At 70.6% G+C, this 16771-nt stretch carries 15 protein-coding genes; 8 read left to right on the forward strand and 7 right to left on the reverse strand.

Annotated elements, in window-relative coordinates:
- The first annotated feature begins 69 nt into the window (after nt 1-69).
- A complete protein-coding gene (locus tag AAF430_06480; protein ID MEM7409860.1) occupies nt 70-3108 on the forward strand; it encodes a HEAT repeat domain-containing protein in 3039 nt (1012 codons plus the stop codon).
- Between the two features lie 103 nt (nt 3109-3211).
- Nucleotides 3212-3691 (forward strand): SRPBCC family protein, encoded by a 480-nt coding sequence (locus tag AAF430_06485; protein MEM7409861.1) that lies wholly within the window; start codon nt 3212-3214, stop codon nt 3689-3691.
- Between the two features lie 10 nt (nt 3692-3701).
- Here AAF430_06485 and AAF430_06490 read toward each other — a convergent pair whose 3' ends face one another.
- A complete protein-coding gene (locus AAF430_06490; protein MEM7409862.1) occupies nt 3702-5045 on the reverse strand; it encodes an FAD-binding oxidoreductase in 1344 nt (447 codons plus the stop codon).
- 43 nt (nt 5046-5088) lie between these two features.
- On the opposite strand from AAF430_06490, the gene AAF430_06495 reads away from it, so the two are divergent.
- Nucleotides 5089-5454: a hypothetical protein gene (locus AAF430_06495; GenBank protein MEM7409863.1), complete on the forward strand. Its 366-nt coding sequence runs from the start codon at nt 5089-5091 to the stop codon at nt 5452-5454.
- A gap of 11 nt (nt 5455-5465) precedes the next feature.
- On the opposite strand, the gene AAF430_06500 is transcribed toward AAF430_06495, so the two are convergent.
- Both AAF430_06500 and AAF430_06505 read right to left on the reverse strand, forming a co-directional pair.
- Nucleotides 5466-8024, reverse strand: coding sequence for an ATP-binding protein (locus tag AAF430_06500; GenBank protein ID MEM7409864.1), 2559 nt, complete (start codon nt 8022-8024; stop codon nt 5466-5468).
- Between the two features lie 84 nt (nt 8025-8108).
- A complete protein-coding gene (locus tag AAF430_06505; protein ID MEM7409865.1) occupies nt 8109-8456 on the reverse strand; it encodes a hypothetical protein in 348 nt (115 codons plus the stop codon).
- A gap of 185 nt (nt 8457-8641) precedes the next feature.
- On the opposite strand from AAF430_06505, the gene AAF430_06510 reads away from it, so the two are divergent.
- A complete protein-coding gene (locus AAF430_06510) occupies nt 8642-9685 on the forward strand; it encodes a fumarylacetoacetate hydrolase family protein (protein MEM7409866.1) in 1044 nt (347 codons plus the stop codon).
- Here AAF430_06510 and AAF430_06515 read toward each other — a convergent pair.
- From AAF430_06515 to folK, 4 genes are all read right to left on the reverse strand, one after another.
- Nucleotides 9682-10239, reverse strand: a complete 558-nt coding sequence (locus AAF430_06515; protein ID MEM7409867.1) for a twin-arginine translocation signal domain-containing protein — start codon at nt 10237-10239, stop codon at nt 9682-9684. The two genes, AAF430_06510 and AAF430_06515, sit on opposite strands and share 4 nt — an antisense overlap.
- Entirely contained in the window at nt 10239-11000 is a 762-nt protein-coding gene (locus tag AAF430_06520) for a phosphoadenylyl-sulfate reductase (GenBank protein ID MEM7409868.1), read from the reverse strand. Before AAF430_06520 ends, AAF430_06515 begins: the two co-directional genes overlap by 1 nt.
- A gap of 107 nt (nt 11001-11107) precedes the next feature.
- Complete coding sequence (locus tag AAF430_06525) at nt 11108-11416, reverse strand: MTH1187 family thiamine-binding protein (protein ID MEM7409869.1); 309 nt, start codon at nt 11414-11416, stop codon at nt 11108-11110.
- A 40-nt stretch (nt 11417-11456) separates the two neighbouring features.
- Complete coding sequence (gene folK, locus AAF430_06530) at nt 11457-12482, reverse strand: 2-amino-4-hydroxy-6-hydroxymethyldihydropteridine diphosphokinase (protein MEM7409870.1); 1026 nt, start codon at nt 12480-12482, stop codon at nt 11457-11459.
- A 31-nt stretch (nt 12483-12513) separates the two neighbouring features.
- Between folK and AAF430_06535 the strand changes: the two genes are divergently transcribed.
- The 4 genes from AAF430_06535 (at nt 12514) to AAF430_06550 (ending at nt 16758) form a co-directional block, all read left to right on the forward strand.
- Nucleotides 12514-13791, forward strand: a complete 1278-nt coding sequence (locus AAF430_06535; GenBank protein ID MEM7409871.1) for an aspartate aminotransferase family protein — start codon at nt 12514-12516, stop codon at nt 13789-13791.
- Nucleotides 13788-14903 (forward strand): hypothetical protein, encoded by a 1116-nt coding sequence (locus tag AAF430_06540; GenBank protein ID MEM7409872.1) that lies wholly within the window; start codon nt 13788-13790, stop codon nt 14901-14903. The genes AAF430_06535 and AAF430_06540 overlap by 4 nt, the downstream gene beginning before the upstream one ends.
- A complete protein-coding gene (locus tag AAF430_06545; protein ID MEM7409873.1) occupies nt 14900-16123 on the forward strand; it encodes an acyl-CoA reductase in 1224 nt (407 codons plus the stop codon). Before AAF430_06540 ends, AAF430_06545 begins: the two co-directional genes overlap by 4 nt.
- A 158-nt stretch (nt 16124-16281) precedes the next feature.
- Nucleotides 16282-16758 (forward strand): SUF system Fe-S cluster assembly regulator, encoded by a 477-nt coding sequence (locus AAF430_06550; protein MEM7409874.1) that lies wholly within the window; start codon nt 16282-16284, stop codon nt 16756-16758.
- Nucleotides 16759-16771 lie beyond the last annotated feature (13 nt).

Genomic DNA, 16771 nt, shown 5'->3' on the forward strand with positions numbered 1-16771 from the left:
GGTATCGACACTCCGACGGATCGACCTGAGAACCGGCGAGACCGCCGGTTGGGCCTATCCTCCGCCCCCATGGCCGGTTGGAGCGAGCCCCTCTGGCGCCTGCTGCCCGCGGTGCGCCGCCCCGAGCGCTCCCGGACCCTGTTCTTCACCAGCCTCCTGCTGCTGGTGACGGCCGCTCAGACCGTCGGCCTGGCGGGCTCGGAGGCGCTCTTCCTCGCCGCCCTCTCCGCCCAGCATCTGCCCGGCGCCTTCGTAGTCGCCTCGGTGGTGACCGTGCTCGGCTCTCTCCTCTACGCGGCGTGGGTGGGACGGGCGCGCAACGATCAGCTCTTCGCCCAGATGCTGCTCGGTGCCGGGGTCGCGCTCGGGGCCGTTCCGCTCCTCGTCTCGGTGCCCTCGGCGGCCGTCCTCTACGCGCTGGTCGCCGCCTTCTATCTGACCCAGTCGATCTTCACGAACCACTTCTGGACCTTCTCGGGCGACTACTTCGACACGCTTGCCAGCAAGCGTCTGTTCCCGGTGTTCACGGTGGGCGCGAGCGTGGGGGGCTTGCTCGGCGGCCTGGTCGGCGCGGCGACGGCGCGCTTCGCCGGGCCGCTCGCGACGCTCTTCGTCTGGGGTGCGCTGCTCGTGGCGGCGAGCGCCCTGCTCTTCGCCGCGCGGCGACCACTGCGCCGCTGGGGACCGCTCACCCTGGAGGAGGCGGACGAGACCAGCATGGAGGGCGTGCGCGGAGCGGTGAGCTACCTGCGCGGCTCCCGCTTCGGTCGCTGGCTCGTGGTCTCGGCGATCGGGATGGTGCTCGCGCTCTTCATCGCCCAGTACATCTACTCGGACCTCTTCGTTCGCGCGTATCCCGACCCGGCCGACCTCGCCGTCTTCCTCTCGATCTATCTCGCCGTGACCAACGCGGTGGAGATCGTGATCGAGCTGTGGATCACGCCGTTGGCGATTCGACGTTTCGGCGTCGCGAGCAGCCACGTCGCCCATCCGGTGCTCTTGCTCGGGAGCTTCGGGGCCCTGTTCGTGTCGCCGGTGCTGGCGACCGCCATCGCCGCACGCGTGAACCGCGAGCTCGTCGAGAACGCCCTCGCCCAGCCCGTGCGCACGCTCGTGTTCAACGCCCTGCCCCCGCGCTTCCGAGGCAGGATCCGCGCATTCCTGGAGGGGATCGTCGTGTACGCGGGCATGAGCGTTGCCGGGATCGCGCTCGTCTTGATCGAGACGCCCGATCTGCGACTGCTCGCTCTGGCCGGCGGCGTGGCCGCGGCGATCTACCTGGCGGCGAACCTCGGAGCGCGTCGCGCCTACCTGCGCACCCTGATCGACGGCATCCGCAGCGGCCGCCTCGAGCTCGCCGACGTCGAGACCGACATCGGCGCCTGGGAAGCCGCGCGTCTCGCGGATCTGTGCACCGAGCTGCTGCGCAGCGACACCCAGCGTCCGTCCCGCGCGCTGCTCGAGTTGATCCCGAGCCTCGGCGCGCGCGGCCTGGTCGCGCCCCTCATCCAGGGTTTGGACCATCCGCTGGCGTCGGTGCGGCGACACTGCGCCGAGGCCATGGCGGGCTCGGACGAGGCGGTCCCTGCGCTCGAGGGCGCAATCTCGGATCCGGCGCCCGAGGTCCGCCTCGCCGCTCTGCGCGCCTTCGCACACGACCCCAAGCGGGCCAGCGGCGCCGCCCGACCCTTGCTCGATGATCGCGACCCGACCGTGCGGGCCGCGGCGGCCGCGCTCCAGCCAGACCCGGAGGCCGCTCTCGCCCCGCTGCTGGCCGACGAGGACCCGTCGGTGCGCAGCGCCGCCCTCGCGCGCTGCGACGGCCGCTTCGCGACGGCACTCCTCGACGCTGCGGGCGCCGCTTCGCCCGCGGTGCGGCAGGCGGCGCTCGAGAGCCTCGCGCGCAGCCTTCCCGAGACTCTCCCCGAAGCCCAGCTCGAGGACGCGCTCGGCGCCGACGAACCGGCGGTTCGCGCTGCCGCGCTCGGGGTCGCGGGTCGCCGCGACGCACCACAGTCGCTCTCGACGGTGGCGCGCTTCCTGGCCGACCCGGTGGGCGAGGTGCGCGAAGCCGCAACCCGTGCCTTGAGCGCGCGCGGCGCCGATGGGGCGGCCGCGGCCTTCGGCTTTCTCGGCAGCGCCGACGAGAGCACGGCGACCGCCGCCTTCGATGCGATCGCCGGCAGCGAACACCCGGAGAAACGGAAGCGAGTGGCAGCCGAGCTCCGCCGCCGCGTCGAACTCGGTTGGCAGGCGATCGTGGGCAGCCGCACGCTCCACGGGGCCCAGGAGCTCGCCGACCGCTTCCTGCAACTCGCGGCCGGCGACGCGTTGATGCGCCATCGCCGGCTGGCCTTCCGGGCCCTCGAAGCGCTGGAGAGCCCGCGCGTGATCCGCAACGTGGAGCAGGCGCTGCGCTTCGGATCGTCGCGGGCGCGAGGCGACGCGCTCGAGGTGTTGTCGAACCTCGGCGATCGCGAAGCGTCACGCATGCTGGTGCTGATGCACGAGCAGGGCGACCTCGAAGACCGGCTGGCGTCGCTCGGTGGCGCCGTCGCCCTGCCCTCGGATCGAGCCGCGTTCCTCGAACTCGCGCGCGCGTCCGGCGACCGCTGGTACCGGCTGTCGACGGGCCACGCCGGGGTGGGCGAAGATGCCGGCGGAGGCTCGGGAAGCATGGAGCGACTGCTCGCGCTCAAGCGCGTGCCCCTGTTCGAGAATCTGAGCCTCGACCAACTCGACGCGATCAATCAACTCGCCGTCGAGCGCACCTTCGTCGCGGGCGAGTGCATCGTCCGGGAAGGCGATGCGGGGGGCGAGCTCTACCTATTGCTCGAAGGCAGCGCCGATGCCTGGCTCGGCCACGATACGCCCGAGGCCCAACGCCTCTCGACCATGGAAGCGGGCAGCTATTTCGGAGAGATGGCGATCCTCGACAACGAGCCGCGCAGCGCGAGTGTGGTGGTCCGCGAGCCGGCGCGAGCCCTCGCGCTGGACGGTCCCAGCCTCAAGACCCTGGTGATGCAGATGCCCGAGATCGCCTTCGAGCTGCTGCGGGTCATGTCGGCCCGGGTCCGGACCTCGGAGCGTCGGCTGCGCGAGCGCTAGAGCCCTCGGGACGCCGCTCGCAAGGGCACTTGCGCAGTTGCAGCTCCTTGCGACTCGGGCATCCTTTGTGTGGGGGGTCGACGAGCCTTTGATCACCATCGCAATGTCGAAGGTGATTCGAAGCCCGCGCCAGCGGGTGTGGGACGCGCTCACGCTGCCGTCGGAACTGATCCGCTGGGACGACCGACGCCTCTCGCTGGAGGCCCCGGCGCCCGGACACCCCCGGCTGGGACAAGCCGCCGAATGGCTGTGTCTGCTGGGATCGGTCAAGGTGCGCTGCAGCGAGGAGCCGATCGAGATCTTGCCCGAGGCCCGACTGCGGACAGCGGTCGCGCTCGGCGCGTTCCGTTTCGAAGAGACCTACACCCTGGTCGACGAAGAGCCCTCGGGAACCCGCGTGTCCCTCGCCCTGGCGGCGCGCAATTCAGTCCCGCTCTTCGACAACGAGCTCGACCGCTTCGACGTCCGAAAGCTCTGCGTCGAGCGCGTCGACGCGAACCTCTCCCTCCTGCAGCGCTGGTGCGAACGGCCCCGGCGCGCACAGGACGGACGCGCTCCGCTGCCTTCGCCGCCGCTCTCCTGAGCGGGCTCCGCTAGATGTGGAGCTCCTCGGGGACCCAGCGCGACGGGTCGACGAAGCGGGTCCGCTCGAGGGCCGAGAGGTCGAGCGCGCCGTAGCGGCCCGTATCGACGCGCTCGGCCATCGCCTGGCCGACGCCGTAGGACTGCATCACGCCCCGACCGGTGAAGGAATGGGCCTCGAAGAGGTTCGCGAAGCCGGGCACCGCGCCGGCGATGCCGCTGCAGTCGGGGGTGACGGCGTACAGACCCGACCAGCCCCGGACGTGTCCGCAGCGCTCGAAGCGACTCGAGCGGTGGGCGAGGCGGGGCCAGACGTGTTCCTCGAAGAACTCGCGGCCGTCGTAGTCGAAGTCGAATCCGGGAGCCTCGTCGGGCAGCGAGTAGCCGGCCAGGACGTGGGGGCCTTCCGGGTGGAAGTAGACGTCGCTCGCGTCGACCACCATGCCGTGGGCCTCGAGCGCCACCTCGCTGGGCTTCGGCACGTCGACCAGACAGATCTGGCGCCGCACGGGCTCGGTGACGTCGGTGATGCCGACCTTCGCCGAGAACACCGGGGACCAGGCGCCGAGACAGTTCACGACCACGTCGCAGCCGATGCGCACCTCGGCGGCCTGCATCGGGCGCGGGACGCGGTGGGTGACCAGGATGTCGCGGACCCGACCCGCGTCTTCGAGCACGCCGCGACGCTCGACCTCGGTGACGTGGACCGCCGACACGTGACGCAGGCTGCCGCCGGCGCCCGCGTCCCGCCGGGTCTCGACACCGCTGGCGTAGTGGCGGTTGAGGAAGCGGACGCCCCGCTCCTCGGCCTGAGAGCGGTACCAGGTGCGGACGGCGTTCGGGTTGACGAGACCGTCGTGGGGCGAGTGGGTCGCCCCGACCAGCTCGTCGAGGTTGCGGTCCAGCCAGGGAAAGCGCTCGGCGACGTCGGCGACGCTCCACGACTCGACGCCGAGCCCGTGCCGGTTCTGCAGCGTGCGCTTCTCCTGCGCCTGCCGGTACAGCTCCGCGTCGTCGTAGAGCCAGAGGTAGCCACTGCGGTCGAAGCCGAAGGTGTCGGCGTGGACCGAGAAGAAGTCGAGGGTCTCCCGGCACGTATCGATGTTCACCGGTTGCCACCAGGTGGCGCGGGCGCCACCGGCGTTGAGCTCTGAAGACGCGTAGACCCCGGCGAGATCCAGGTCGACGACGACGACGTTGCGCGCGCCGCGCGAGGCGAGGTGGTAGGCGACGCTCGCCCCGATGATGCCCCCGCCCAGGATCAGCACGTCGGCATGCCGATCGAGCGCGTCGGCACTCCCGTCCAACGCGTCGGCCTGGCGTCCCAGAGAGCCCGAGCTGTCCTCCCCCGTCATGGCGGCAAGTCTATCGGAGGAGCGGGTTGCTAGGCTCTCCGCGATGGGGAGACTTCGCCGAACGCCTGCGAAGACCACGCTGATGCTCGCACTCTTCGGGTCCGTCGTGCCCCTCGCGTGCGTGAGTTCGCAGACCGTGCGGCTGCGCTGCGTTCCCGAGCAGGTCTCGATCTACGTCGACGGTGAGCTGCTCGAAGCCGGCGTCGACGAAGTCGTGCTGCGCACCGACGAACCGCACAAGATCTTCGTGAAGGCGCCCGGCTACCAGCCGAAGCTGGTCGTCCTCGAGCCGGAAACCGCCGCGGACGGCCGTCCGCACCTCGGTCCCGACGAAGTCTGCATCGAACCCGTCGCGATCGGCGTCGACCGCAAGCTCGAGATCGAGGGCGAGCGAGACGTCCTGGAGTAGCGCGACCCCGCTCAGGAAGCGGAGGCGGCGTCCAGCTCCTCATCGGCCGCGGCCACCAGCGGCAGATCGATCACGAAACGCGTGCCCTCGTCGGGGCCGGACTCGACGGCGATCTGCCCGCCGTGGCGCTCGATGATGCCGTGGGACAGGGAGAGCCCGAGGCCCGTCCCCTCGCCCACGGGCTTCGTGGTGAAGAACGGGTCGAAGATCCGGCCGCGCACGTCCTCGGGAATCCCGGGTCCGTTGTCGGTGAAGGTCAGACGCACGCCGATCGGCCCCGACCCGCTTTCGATGGTGATGCGTCCCTGGTCTTCCATCGCGTCGCAGGCGTTCATCAGGAGATTCAAGAACACCTGGTTGAGCTGTCCGGCGTAGCAGCGCACCGTTGGGATCTCGCCATAGGTGCGAACGACTTCGATGCCCGCCTTGAAGCGCGGCTCCATCAGCGCCAGGGTGCGATCGATCTCTTCGTGGAGGTTCGCGTCCTGGAGCTCGGCGTGATCCATCCGCGAGAACGTCCGAAGGTCCTGGACGATCTTCTTCACCCGCTCGGTGCCCTCGCGGCTACGCGAGAGCAGCTTCCCGATCGCCTCCTGGGCGCGGGTGGGGTCGCCCTGGTTCCGCTGCACGTCGACGAGCTTCTTGATGTACTCGTCGAGCAGCTGCAGATTCGCGTGGACGAAGCCGATCGGATTGTTCAGTTCATGAGCCACGCCCGCGACGAGCTGGCCCAGGCTCTTCATCTTCTCGGCCTGCACGAGCTGGGCCTGGGTATCCCGCAGCTCCGAGGTGCGCTCCTCGACCCGCGCCTCCAGCGTCTCGTTGAGCTTCGCGATCTCGTCGAAGGCCTTCGCGTTCTCGATCGCGATCGAGGACTGGTTCGCCAGGGTGCGCAGCAGCGTCCGGTCGTCGCCAACGAGGCGATCCCCGGAGATCTTGCGGCCGACCGCGATCACACCCAACAGATCGACGCCGTAGAGGATGGGTACGAGTAGCTCGACCTCGAGGGTGTCGAAGATGTCGCGACAGGCCTCGCGGTATTCGATGTCGGGTTCGTCGTCGAAGTCGACGCGGGAGAGGTCCTCACGCCGCATCCAGAGGTGCTTCCAGATGGCGTGATCCGAGCGGATCTCGGTGGCGAGCGCGTCCTCGTCCCATTCGCCACGCGAGGCCATCGGCAAGAGCACCTTGCCGTCGTCGTCGACCATCATCACCATCGCGCGCTCGACGCCCATGGTGTCGGTGAGCGCGAGCAGAATGCGGTCGGCGATCTCGGAGAGCGAGAGCATCGACACCATCGCCTCGGAGATCTCGCGCACCGCCACCCGGTAGGCCTCGCGATCCCGGTCGAAGAAGCGGTCGACCAGATTCTGGAGCCGATCGCGAAGCGGGTTGAAGGCGAGGATCGCCAGGAACAGGAAGCTCACCTGGAACCAGCGGAAGTTGATGTTCAGCCGGGACACCGCCGCGTCGGCGAAGGTGATGAAGAAGGCGAACATGCCGGTGATCGCCAGGGTCGCGGCGCCGTAGGCGGCCGACGACTTCGCGACGTTGCGCACGTCGAAGAGCTGGCGCCGGACGATGCCGTAGCCCACCGACACCGGGAACAGGAACGACCAGAGCAGCGCGAACGAGTAGTAGGGGGTGGGCATCTTCATCAGCCACTCGACGCCGTAGATGAAAACGACCGGGAGGAAGCTGACGGTCGCCGCCCAGAACATCAGGTCGGCCTGGTCGCGCAGCGGGCCGTCACCGTGGCGACGTCGTTCGATCCCGAGGATCAAGAGCGACGTCACGAGCAGCACCTGGGCGAAAGCGAACGAGAGGTTGAGCCCGAGCCCGGCACCGAGACCCAGTGCCGGGCCCAGGAGCGAGACACCGGCCAACAGCGCCGCGAACACGTAGGGCAGGTTCTGGATGCGCCGGTTGCGGACGATCCAGCCGGGCTCGATGGGATAGGTCGTGAAGAGATGGAAGGTGGTCGCGCCGATCAGGGGCACGTTGATCAAGAGACGGGGCCAACCCCAGGTGATCAGGTTGGTCTGGGGAAAGGTCGAGAGCTGGGCCGCCATCGTGCAGCAGAAGAGCAGGAGTGCCCACGCTTCCGAGCGGTCGTGCCGCAACCACCACGCCGCCCCGCCGGTGAGCAGGTACATCGCCGCCACCACCACCATCAAGCCGTGGAGGGCGCTGACGGTCGGGGTCTGGGCCCAGGCGATCGGTACCGGTGCGAGCGTGACGTCGAGCTGGCTGCCGTCGCGCTTCTCGACCGTGTAGACGTTGGCCACACCCGGGTCGAGCTGCTCGACACCGGCGCGCAAGACCTCGTGGTAGGGCAGCCCGTTCATGGCGAGGACGACGTCGCCGGCCACCAGGCCGCCGTTGGCGGCGCTCGGGGAGACTTCGTAGACGACCGAAGTCGCACCGATGCGGGTGTGGGTAAAGGGGTGGTAGAGGCGTTCGCCCGGCGCCCGCAGCGCGGCGAGCGAAAGGACGATGGCCAGCAGCGCCCAGACGAGAAACAGCCCGGCGATCGCGCGGCGGACCCGCAACGTGGAGGACGGGTTCATGAAGCTCCAGACACCCGTCCGGAGGCTACGGCCCTTCCCCCCGGCGTGTCAAAACGCGGAGCCGGGGCGCGGCGCGAGCGGCGCCTACTGGAGGCGCGCGTCGAGGTCGATCAGGCCGTTGCCCGGAGACTTCGCGGGGCCGTAGTTGAAGCCGCGGTTGTTGAGCGTCACCGCTTCTTCGCCCGGATCGCCGCCCTGGTGGGCCAGCTGGGCCTGAATCAGCTGCATCATCTGCTCCAGCTGGACCGCCTGCTGTTCGACGCTCGGGCCAGCCTGGCACATCTCACCCGGCTCGTAGGAGGCCAGCGGCTCGGCGTCCGCCTGCAGCACCACGCCGGGCGACCACAGCGCAATCATCGTGGCCACGGCGATCCATCCCCCGATCCGACCGATGCGATGACCGAGACTGCGAAGCTGGGGTGAGAGCGTCATGAGGACCTCCGGTGATAGACTGAGGGCGTCCATCTGCGTTCATCGGCCGGGGGGACCGAGAGCTTGAGCCGAACGCCCAGCGCCAAGCGACGCGCTCGCCGAGAAGCGCCCTGCGGTCGCCCGATTGACCGCCTCGCTTGCACCCGGCCTGCGCATCGCGGGCGCTACCGAAACGAAGGCGCCCCGTGCAGCTGGTGAGCTTCGCCCTGGACCCGCGGGACCCGTTGGTCTCGCGTACCCGCGACGCCGGCCCCGAGGACGTGCCCCTCGATCGGCACGCCCTCCGCCTCGGCGCCCTCCTCGAGTACGGCGAGGGCGGACAGGCGGTGGTCGATCTCGCGCGGGCGCTGGCCGTCAAGCTCGGGCGCGAAGACGCGGGTGCCCCGGAAGCCGAGGCCGAGTCGCGCATTCCCGCCGACCCGCGCCGTTTCCTCGAGCACGGGGCCCCTGCCCTCGCGAGCGCGCGCGAAGCCCTCGCCTTCGCGACCGCCGCGGTGAGCGACTACGAGGGGCCCGACCTGCGCAGCGCCGGCATCGTCGTGCCACGCTCCTCGGTGCGGCTCTCGTCGCCGGTGCCGCAGCCGGGGAAGTTGATCGGCGTCGCTCGCAACTACGCCGACCACGCCCGGGAACGCGGGGCCGCTTCGCTTCCCGAGGAACCGGTGCTCTTCCTCAAGGCGAGTTCGTGCGTGGTCGGGCCGCGCGACGACATCGTCGTCCCGCACGCGGTGACCCAGCCCGACTACGAGGGCGAGCTCGCCGTCGTCGTCGGCTCCCGCGCCACAGCGGTCGGCCCGCGCGAGGCGACGGCGGCGATCGCAGGCTACTGCGTCGCGAACGACGTCAGCGCCCGCGACTACCAGAACGTGCGCGGCCAGCACTTCATCGGGAAATCCTGCGACACGTTCGCGCCGCTGGGTCCGGCCCTCGTCACTTCCGACGAGATCGCCGACCCCCAGGATCTCGGCATCCGCACCCGCGTGTCCGGAGAGATCCGCCAGGAAGGGCGCACGAAGGACATGCTCTTCTCGGTGGCCGAGATCGTCGCCTTCGCGTCCCACCTGTTCACGCTCGAGCCGGGGGACGTAATCCTCACCGGCACCCCGAGCGGGGTCGGCGCGGCTTCGGACCCCCCGCGCTGGCTACGCGATGGCGACGTCGTCGAGATCGAGATCGAAGGCGTGGGACGCCTGGTGAACCACGTGCGCTTCGAACGCGGCGCGTCCTAGACCGGCGCGTATCGCAGCAGCAGGCGTTCGCCGGTCTCGTAGCCGCGGCGCATGCGGTCGCGCCAATCGGCGATCTCGGCCGGGTACTTCGTCTCGTAGAGGGCGAGCAGGCGATTCAAGAGCGCCGGATCCCCTTCCACCGAGGTGACCTTCGCCTCGAAGAACGGCGCCTTGCGGAACGCCTCGTTCTTCCCGAGCAGGCCCTTCCAGCGACCGTGGTTCCCGACCCAGACCTTGGCGCGATCGAGGCCCTTGGCCAGCGCGCGCCCCTTCCAGGTGCCGGGCGCCGTGTTGATCACGACGCTGTCGTCGAGCCAGCCGTACCAGACCTCGCCGTGACAGCTGCTCTCGTTCCCGTCGCTCTTGAGCGGTGAGATGTAGACGAACTCGCTGTCCTCGAGCAGCTGGGTCGGCAGCTTGCCCGCGTGGGTGTCGGCGAGCGCCGACCAGGGCGCGAGCGCGGCGCCCGCTCCGACGACGGCGCCGTGCTTCAAGAACGCGCGGCGGCTCCAATGAGCCTCCCGCGCCGATTTCCCCGTGTCGCGTCCGTGCATCAGATCCCCGATCCCTGATTCTCTTCGCCGACGTGGATCCCGCACTCGCGGGTCTCGGCGCTCTCCCACCACCAGCGGCCGGCCCGGGAGTCTTCGCCGGGTCGGACGGCCCGCGAGCAGGGCTCGCAGCCCACCGAAGGATACCCCTTCGCGTGCAGGCGGTTGGTGGGGACGTTGTGCGCGGCCACGTATTCCATGACCTGGTCGCGGGTCCAGTCGGCGATCGGGCTCAGCTTCACCATCCCGCCGTGGGTGTGGTCGATCTGGATCTTCGGGGTGTCGGTGCGCGTGACGTTCTGATCGCGGCGCAGGCCCGTCACCCAGGCCTCGAGGCCCGACAGGTAGGCGTTGAGCGGCTGCACCTTGCGGACGTTGCAGCAGCGCTGGCGCTGCTCGACCGAATCGTAGAAGAGGTTCATGCCGTGCTCGGTGACCATCGTGGCGACGTCCGAGCCGTTCGGTGCGATCACTTCGACCTTCTTGTCGTAGCGGTCGCGCACCCGGTCGATCAGGTCGAAGGTCGCCTGGGGCAGCCGGCCGGTGTCGAGCACGAAGACCCGGGAGCGCGGGTCGATGCGATGCATCATGTCGAGGAGCACGAGGCCCTCGGGCGCTCCGAAGGAACACGACAACGCGATCTTCGGACGGAAATACTTGATTCCCCAAGTCAGAATCTCTTGGGGGCTCCAGTTCTCGGCCTCACCGCTCTCGATTTGGCTTCGAACGTGATTCGAAAGGACACGGGGTTCGGTAGAGGCCATGACTCTCCTCGGATCGGAAGAAAGCTACCCGAACCCAAGCCTATTTCAACAAATCCTGACTCTTGGAATCGGTATTACGAGTGTCCGGGTCGGGAATCCCGACGCGCTCACCCTTCGTCTGCGAGCAGCCCCTCGACCCGGTCGACCTTCTCCTGCATCGCAACGGCGCGATCGCGGCGGTCGTCGATCTTGAGCACGGTGCCGACGCGCTCGGCCCCGGCGGCGAACACGGCCTCCTGCATCGCCTGAACCAGGGCGTAGATGTCGGCCAGCTCGCCCTCGAGGGTCGTGAACATCGGGTCGAGGCGATAACCCACGCGGTCCTGAGCGCGGACCACCCGCAGCGCGGCCGCCACGTAGCTCGAGACGCTGGTGCCCGCGCCCACGGGCGAGATGCTGACGGCGGCGATGGCCATGGGAACTCCTCTTCGGGGTCGATGCTTCGATGATCGGGGGTCAGGCCGCGCGCACGCGCACGGCCGCGGGGTCGCGCAAGGCGGCGGCGCGCTCGGCGATAGTCTCGCCGTCGGCGAGACGTCGCTCGGGTTCGAGATCGCAGAGCGGTTCGAGGACGAAGCCTCGCTCTGCGAGCCGCGGGTGCGGCACTTCGAGGCGCGGGGTGCGGAAGCGCGCCGTGTCGTAGAAGAGCAGATCCAGGTCGAGGGTGCGCGCCGCGTTGCGCACGCTGCGCTCGCGTCCGCGCTCGCCTTCGATCTCGAGCAGCAGATCGAGAAGCGCCTCGGGCGGGAGCAGCGTCTCGAAGCGCACGGCGGCGTTCAGGTAGCGGCCCTGGTCGCCCGGACCGACGGGCGCCGTCTCGTACACCCGGGAGACCCCGAGGTTCCCGATCTCGGGGTGGCTGCGCAGCCGCGCGCAGGCGTGGGCGAGATGCGCTTCCCGGCAGCCCAGGTTCGAGCCCAGGGCCACCAGCGCAGTGGAGCCACCGGGAGGCACGGGGACCGCGCGCGCTTCGAAATGCAGCGTGCCCAGCAGCGCCGACGCGCGCCGGGTCGGATCCGCGCCGGCTGCGAGCGGTCGACACACGAGTCTCGAGAATGACGCCCCATGTGCCCGCGCGAACGCGCCGTCGTCGAGCACCCAGGTCGGGGTGGCGTGCTCGTCGCCCGCGACCGTCAGCGCCGCACCGTCGGGTTGCAGCACGAGCTGTCGCACCCAACCCGGGAAACGCTGGGCCAGCTCGATCGCAGCGGCCGCAGCCGCCCCCACCCCGACCGCCGTCACCGCGACGAAGCCGCAGACGTCCCGGAGATGCGCCTGGAGCGCCGCGCGCAGCGACTCGCGACTCCCGTCCTGCGCCAGCGTCGGGCGTACGACGTCGAAACCCAGCCCGGCCAGGCCTGCGTCGCGCGCGGCGGCGTCTGGCCCCGACGCGTGCGCGAGCCACACGAGCGGCTGGCCTCCCACCCCGATGCGGTGGACCGGCTCGAGCGCAGCGGAATGCGTGGCACGAGGCGCCTTCACGGCGGGATCGTACCGCTACACTGCGTCGGCCGTGGCCGCCCCGACCGACCAGCTCCCCGCGCTCGTGACGCGCGTGCCGGGACCGCGGTCCCGGGCGCTCGCCGAGCGTCTGGCCGCGGTCGAATCCCGCAACGTCACCTGTCTCGAGCCCGAGGCGCCGATCTTCTGGGAACGTGCCCAGGGCGCCAACGTCTGGGACGTCGACGGCAACCGCTTCGTCGATCTGTCCGGCGCCTTCGGCGTGGCGAACGCGGGCCACGCCCACCCCGAGGTGGTGGCCGCCGTCGCCCGCCAGTCCGAGCAGCTGATGCACGGCATGGGCGACGTCCACCCGTCCGCGGTGAAGGTCGAACTCCTCGAAGCTCTGGCCGCGCGCTTTCCGGGAGGTGGCCCCGCGCGCGCCGTCCTCGGGTCGTCGGGAAGCGACGCCGTCGAGGCCGCGCTGAAGACGGCCCTGCTCGCCACGGGGAAGAGCGACGTCCTCGCCTTCGAGGGCGGCTACCACGGCCTCGGAATGGGCGCCCTCGACCTGACGGCGCGCGGTGACTTCAAGGAGCCGTTCCGCGCGCGGCTCCCGGCGCGCACGCACCACGCCCGTTTCGGAGACATCGCGGACGTGCGTCGCGTTGCCGCCGCCCACGCCGACACCCTTGCCGCGGTGATCGTCGAGCCGATCCAAGGGCGGGGGGGAGAACGCGTACCGCCCGACGACTTCCTGCCCGAACTGCGCGCGCTCTGCGATGCCCACGGCTGGCTGCTGATCGCCGACGAGGTCTACACGGGCTTCGGTCGCACCGGAGCGGGCTTCGCCTGCGAACACGCCGACGTCGTCCCGGATCTCTTGTGCGTGGCGAAGGGCCTCAGCTCGGGGATGCCCCTCTCGGCGTGCATCGGCCGGCGCGAGGTGATGGACGCCTGGCCCGCTTCCATGGGCGAGGCCCTCCACACCCAGACCTTCCTCGGACACCCGCCCAGCTGCGCGGCGGCACTGGCGTCACTCGAGGTGATCGACCGCGAAGGACTGGCCGCGCGCGCGGCGGAGCTCGGCGGCAAAGCGCTGGCGCAACTGCGCGAGCGCCTCGGCGAGACCGTCGCGGTCGAGGAGGTGCGAGGCCGCGGGCTGATGATCGGCGTCGCCTGTCGCAACGCCGAGGTCTCGCTGCACGCCGTGCGTTCGCTCCTCGGCCGCGGCTTCATCACGCTGCCCTCGGGCGACCACGGCCAGGTGATCGGACTGTCGCCGCCGCTCACGATCGGGCGCGAGGCCTGGGACGCCGCCCTCGACGCGATCGCGGAGGTGCTGGCGTGAGCGCGTCGCGCGCCGAGCTCGACGCCGCCGTGATCGCGTGGGCGCGTGAGCCCGACTGGCGCGATGACGAAGCGCGCTTCGATTCGCTCGCACGCGCGCTCTTCGCCCACCAGTTCGCGCACTGCGCGCCCTATCGACGGTTCTGCGAAGGCCGCGATGTCGATCCGGACCGGCTGACGGATTGGCGCCTGATCCCGCCGGTCCCGACGGGCGCGTTCAAGGAAGTGGCCCTGCGCGCGTTTCCCGAGGCCGGGACCCAGCACGTCTTCCGGACCAGCGGCACCTCGACCGACGCACGCGGTGCACTCCACCTCGACACCCTGGCCGTCTACGAGGCGTCCCTCGAAGCGTCTTTCCGCCGCCACCTGCTGCCCGACGTCGCACCGGGCGATCGCATCGAGATGCACGCCCTCGCCCCGGCGACCCACGAAGCGCCGGACTCTTCGCTCTCGCATATGTTCGACACGATGCTGGCGCGGGCCGGCGCTCCGGAAAGCAGCCACTGGGTGGTGGACGGTGAGCTCGACATTGCGCACGCGCGACGCACCCTCGGACGGCTGGCGGCCTCGGAGCGACCGGTGCTGCTCGGCGGCACGGCCTTCGCGTTCGTGCATCTGCTCGAAGCGCTCGACGCCATCGACGAGCGCTTCCCGCTGCCCGCCGGGACCCGCGTGATGGAGACCGGCGGCTTCAAAGGGCGCAGCCGCAGCGTCACCCGCGACGACCTCCACGCCTGGATCGAGCGGCGACTCGGTGTCCCGCCGTCGCGCATCGTCAACCAGTACGGAATGACCGAGCTCGGCAGTCAGTTCTACGACGCCGTGCTGCGCGACCCGACCGCGCCGCGTCGCAAGACCCTGCCTCCATGGACACGCGTGCGCTGTATCGAACCGGGACGCGACAGCCACCGGGCGAACGACGTGGCACTGGGCGAAGTCGGCCGTCTCGTCGTCTACGACCTCGCGAACACAGGAAGCGTGCTCGCCGTAGAGACCGCCGACCTCGGCCGCTGGCACGACGGCGGCTTCGAAGTGCTCGGGCGCGAACCCGGCGCCGAAGAGCGCGGTTGCTCGATCGCGCTCGATGCGATGCTCGGCGAAGCGCGAGCGTGAACGCGGACGCCCTGCGCCGAGAGATCGCGGCGCTCGACGCGGCAGCGACGGCCTTGCGCGCGCGCCCGGCGGAGCGTGTCGTCGCCGCGCTCGGCGCGACCCTCGAGCGCTTCCGCGACGCCAACGCTCCGGAGCGACAGCGGCTGGAAGCCGCGCTGCCCCGCGCCGTCGGTTTCTCGGCCCCGGTGGTCCAGGCCGGGCTCGAACGCGCGCTCGCCCCCTGGACCGCCGACGCGTTCGCCGCGCTCGCCGAACGCGAGCTGCATTGCGATGGCGTCTGGGCGAAGGGGGCCGCGTCCACCGCGGTGATCCTCGCCGGAAGCCTTCCCATGCCGAGCCTGCTCGGGATGCTCGCGCCGCTCGCGGCGCGATCGCCGACGCGGGTGAAGCCGGCCTCGCGGGATCCACTCACACCGACACTCGTCGCCGAAGCGCTGGCCGCCGTCGACCCGGACCTCGCCCGCGCCCTGCGCGTGACACCCGCGGCGAGCGACGACGAGGACGCCATGGGCGTGCTGCTCGAGGCCGCTTGCGTCGTCGCAACGGGCTCCGACGCGACCGTCGACGCGATCGCGGCGCGCATCGCTCCGAGCCAGCGGCTCCTGCGCCACGGTCACAAGCTGTCGCTCGCCTGGCTCGGTCCCGAAGCCACGGGTGCAGAACTGGCACGCGCCGCGGCCGGCCTCGCCGTCGACGTCTGCTTGTGGGACCAGCTCGGCTGCTTGTCTCCATTGGCGATCTTCGTGGCGGGAGACACGGATGCGTGTCAAGCGGTCGGTGCAGCGCTCGGAGAGGCCCTCGACCACCAGAGCGCCGCTTGGCCGCGGGGCGCGGTGCCCGCCGACGCCCAGGCGGCCCAGGCCCACGAGCGGGCGAACGCCGAGCTACGAGCTGCAGCGGAGGGTCGCGTCGCCCTGTTCCGCGGCGATCCCCATCCCTGGACCGTCGTCTGCGAGGCCGACCTCGGCGTGCGGCCGGCTCCGCTCTACCGCTTCGTGCGCGTCCATCCGTTGGGGGACACGCCGGTCGAGACCGCCCTGGCCCCCTACGCCCGACACCTCGCCGGAGTCGCGCTCGCGGGCCACGCCGACCCGGACACCGCCGAGGCGCGGATGCGCGCGCTGGGCGCGAGCTGGGTCTGCGCGCCGGGCCAACTTCAAGCGCCGCCCCTAGAGTGGCCTCGTGGCGGGATGCCCGTCCTCGGTTCCCTGGTCCCCTGAATCGGCCTGAGCGCCTACCGCACGGCGCGCCGCGAGAGGCCGAGATCCGAGAATTCCCCCCGGGGAACACTGTTGAGTGATCCCGGACTGTTTCAGTCCGATATTTACAGGACCAAGACGGTCCCCTATGGTTGCGCCGCCCAAGGAGTGCCCACCGCATGTTGCGCCTCGGCCGCCTCACCGACTACGGCATCGTTCTGATGGCGCATCTCGCGTCCGCCGGCGAAGGGCCGCGCAACGCCCGGGAGCTGGCCACCGAGACCCAGCTGCCGCTGCCGGCGGTGAGCAAGCTGCTGAAGACCTTGACCCGGGAGGGGCTGCTCACCTCGTCGCGCGGAGTGAAGGGCGGCTATCAGCTCGCGAAGCGGGCGAGCGAGATCCGCGTCACCCAGATGATTGAGGCGCTCGAAGGACCGATCGCGCTTACCGATTGCACCCTGCACGAAGGCGCCTGCGCGCAGGAAGCGCGCTGCCACGTCCGCTCTCCCTGGCAGCAGATCAACCGGGCGATCCACGACGCCCTTTCTTGTATTTCACTCGCCGACCTGGCGGGCAACCAGGGCGTGAGCGGCTTCACGCCGCTGGCGAACTTCGCGATCGGAGCCGACCGCGACGTCTCGCCTGGAAGCTCCTGAACGCCCGCCTCCC

It is taken from the genome of Myxococcota bacterium, from assembly GCA_039030075.1.
Classification (GTDB): domain Bacteria; phylum Myxococcota_A; class UBA9160; order UBA9160; family SMWR01; genus JAHEJV01.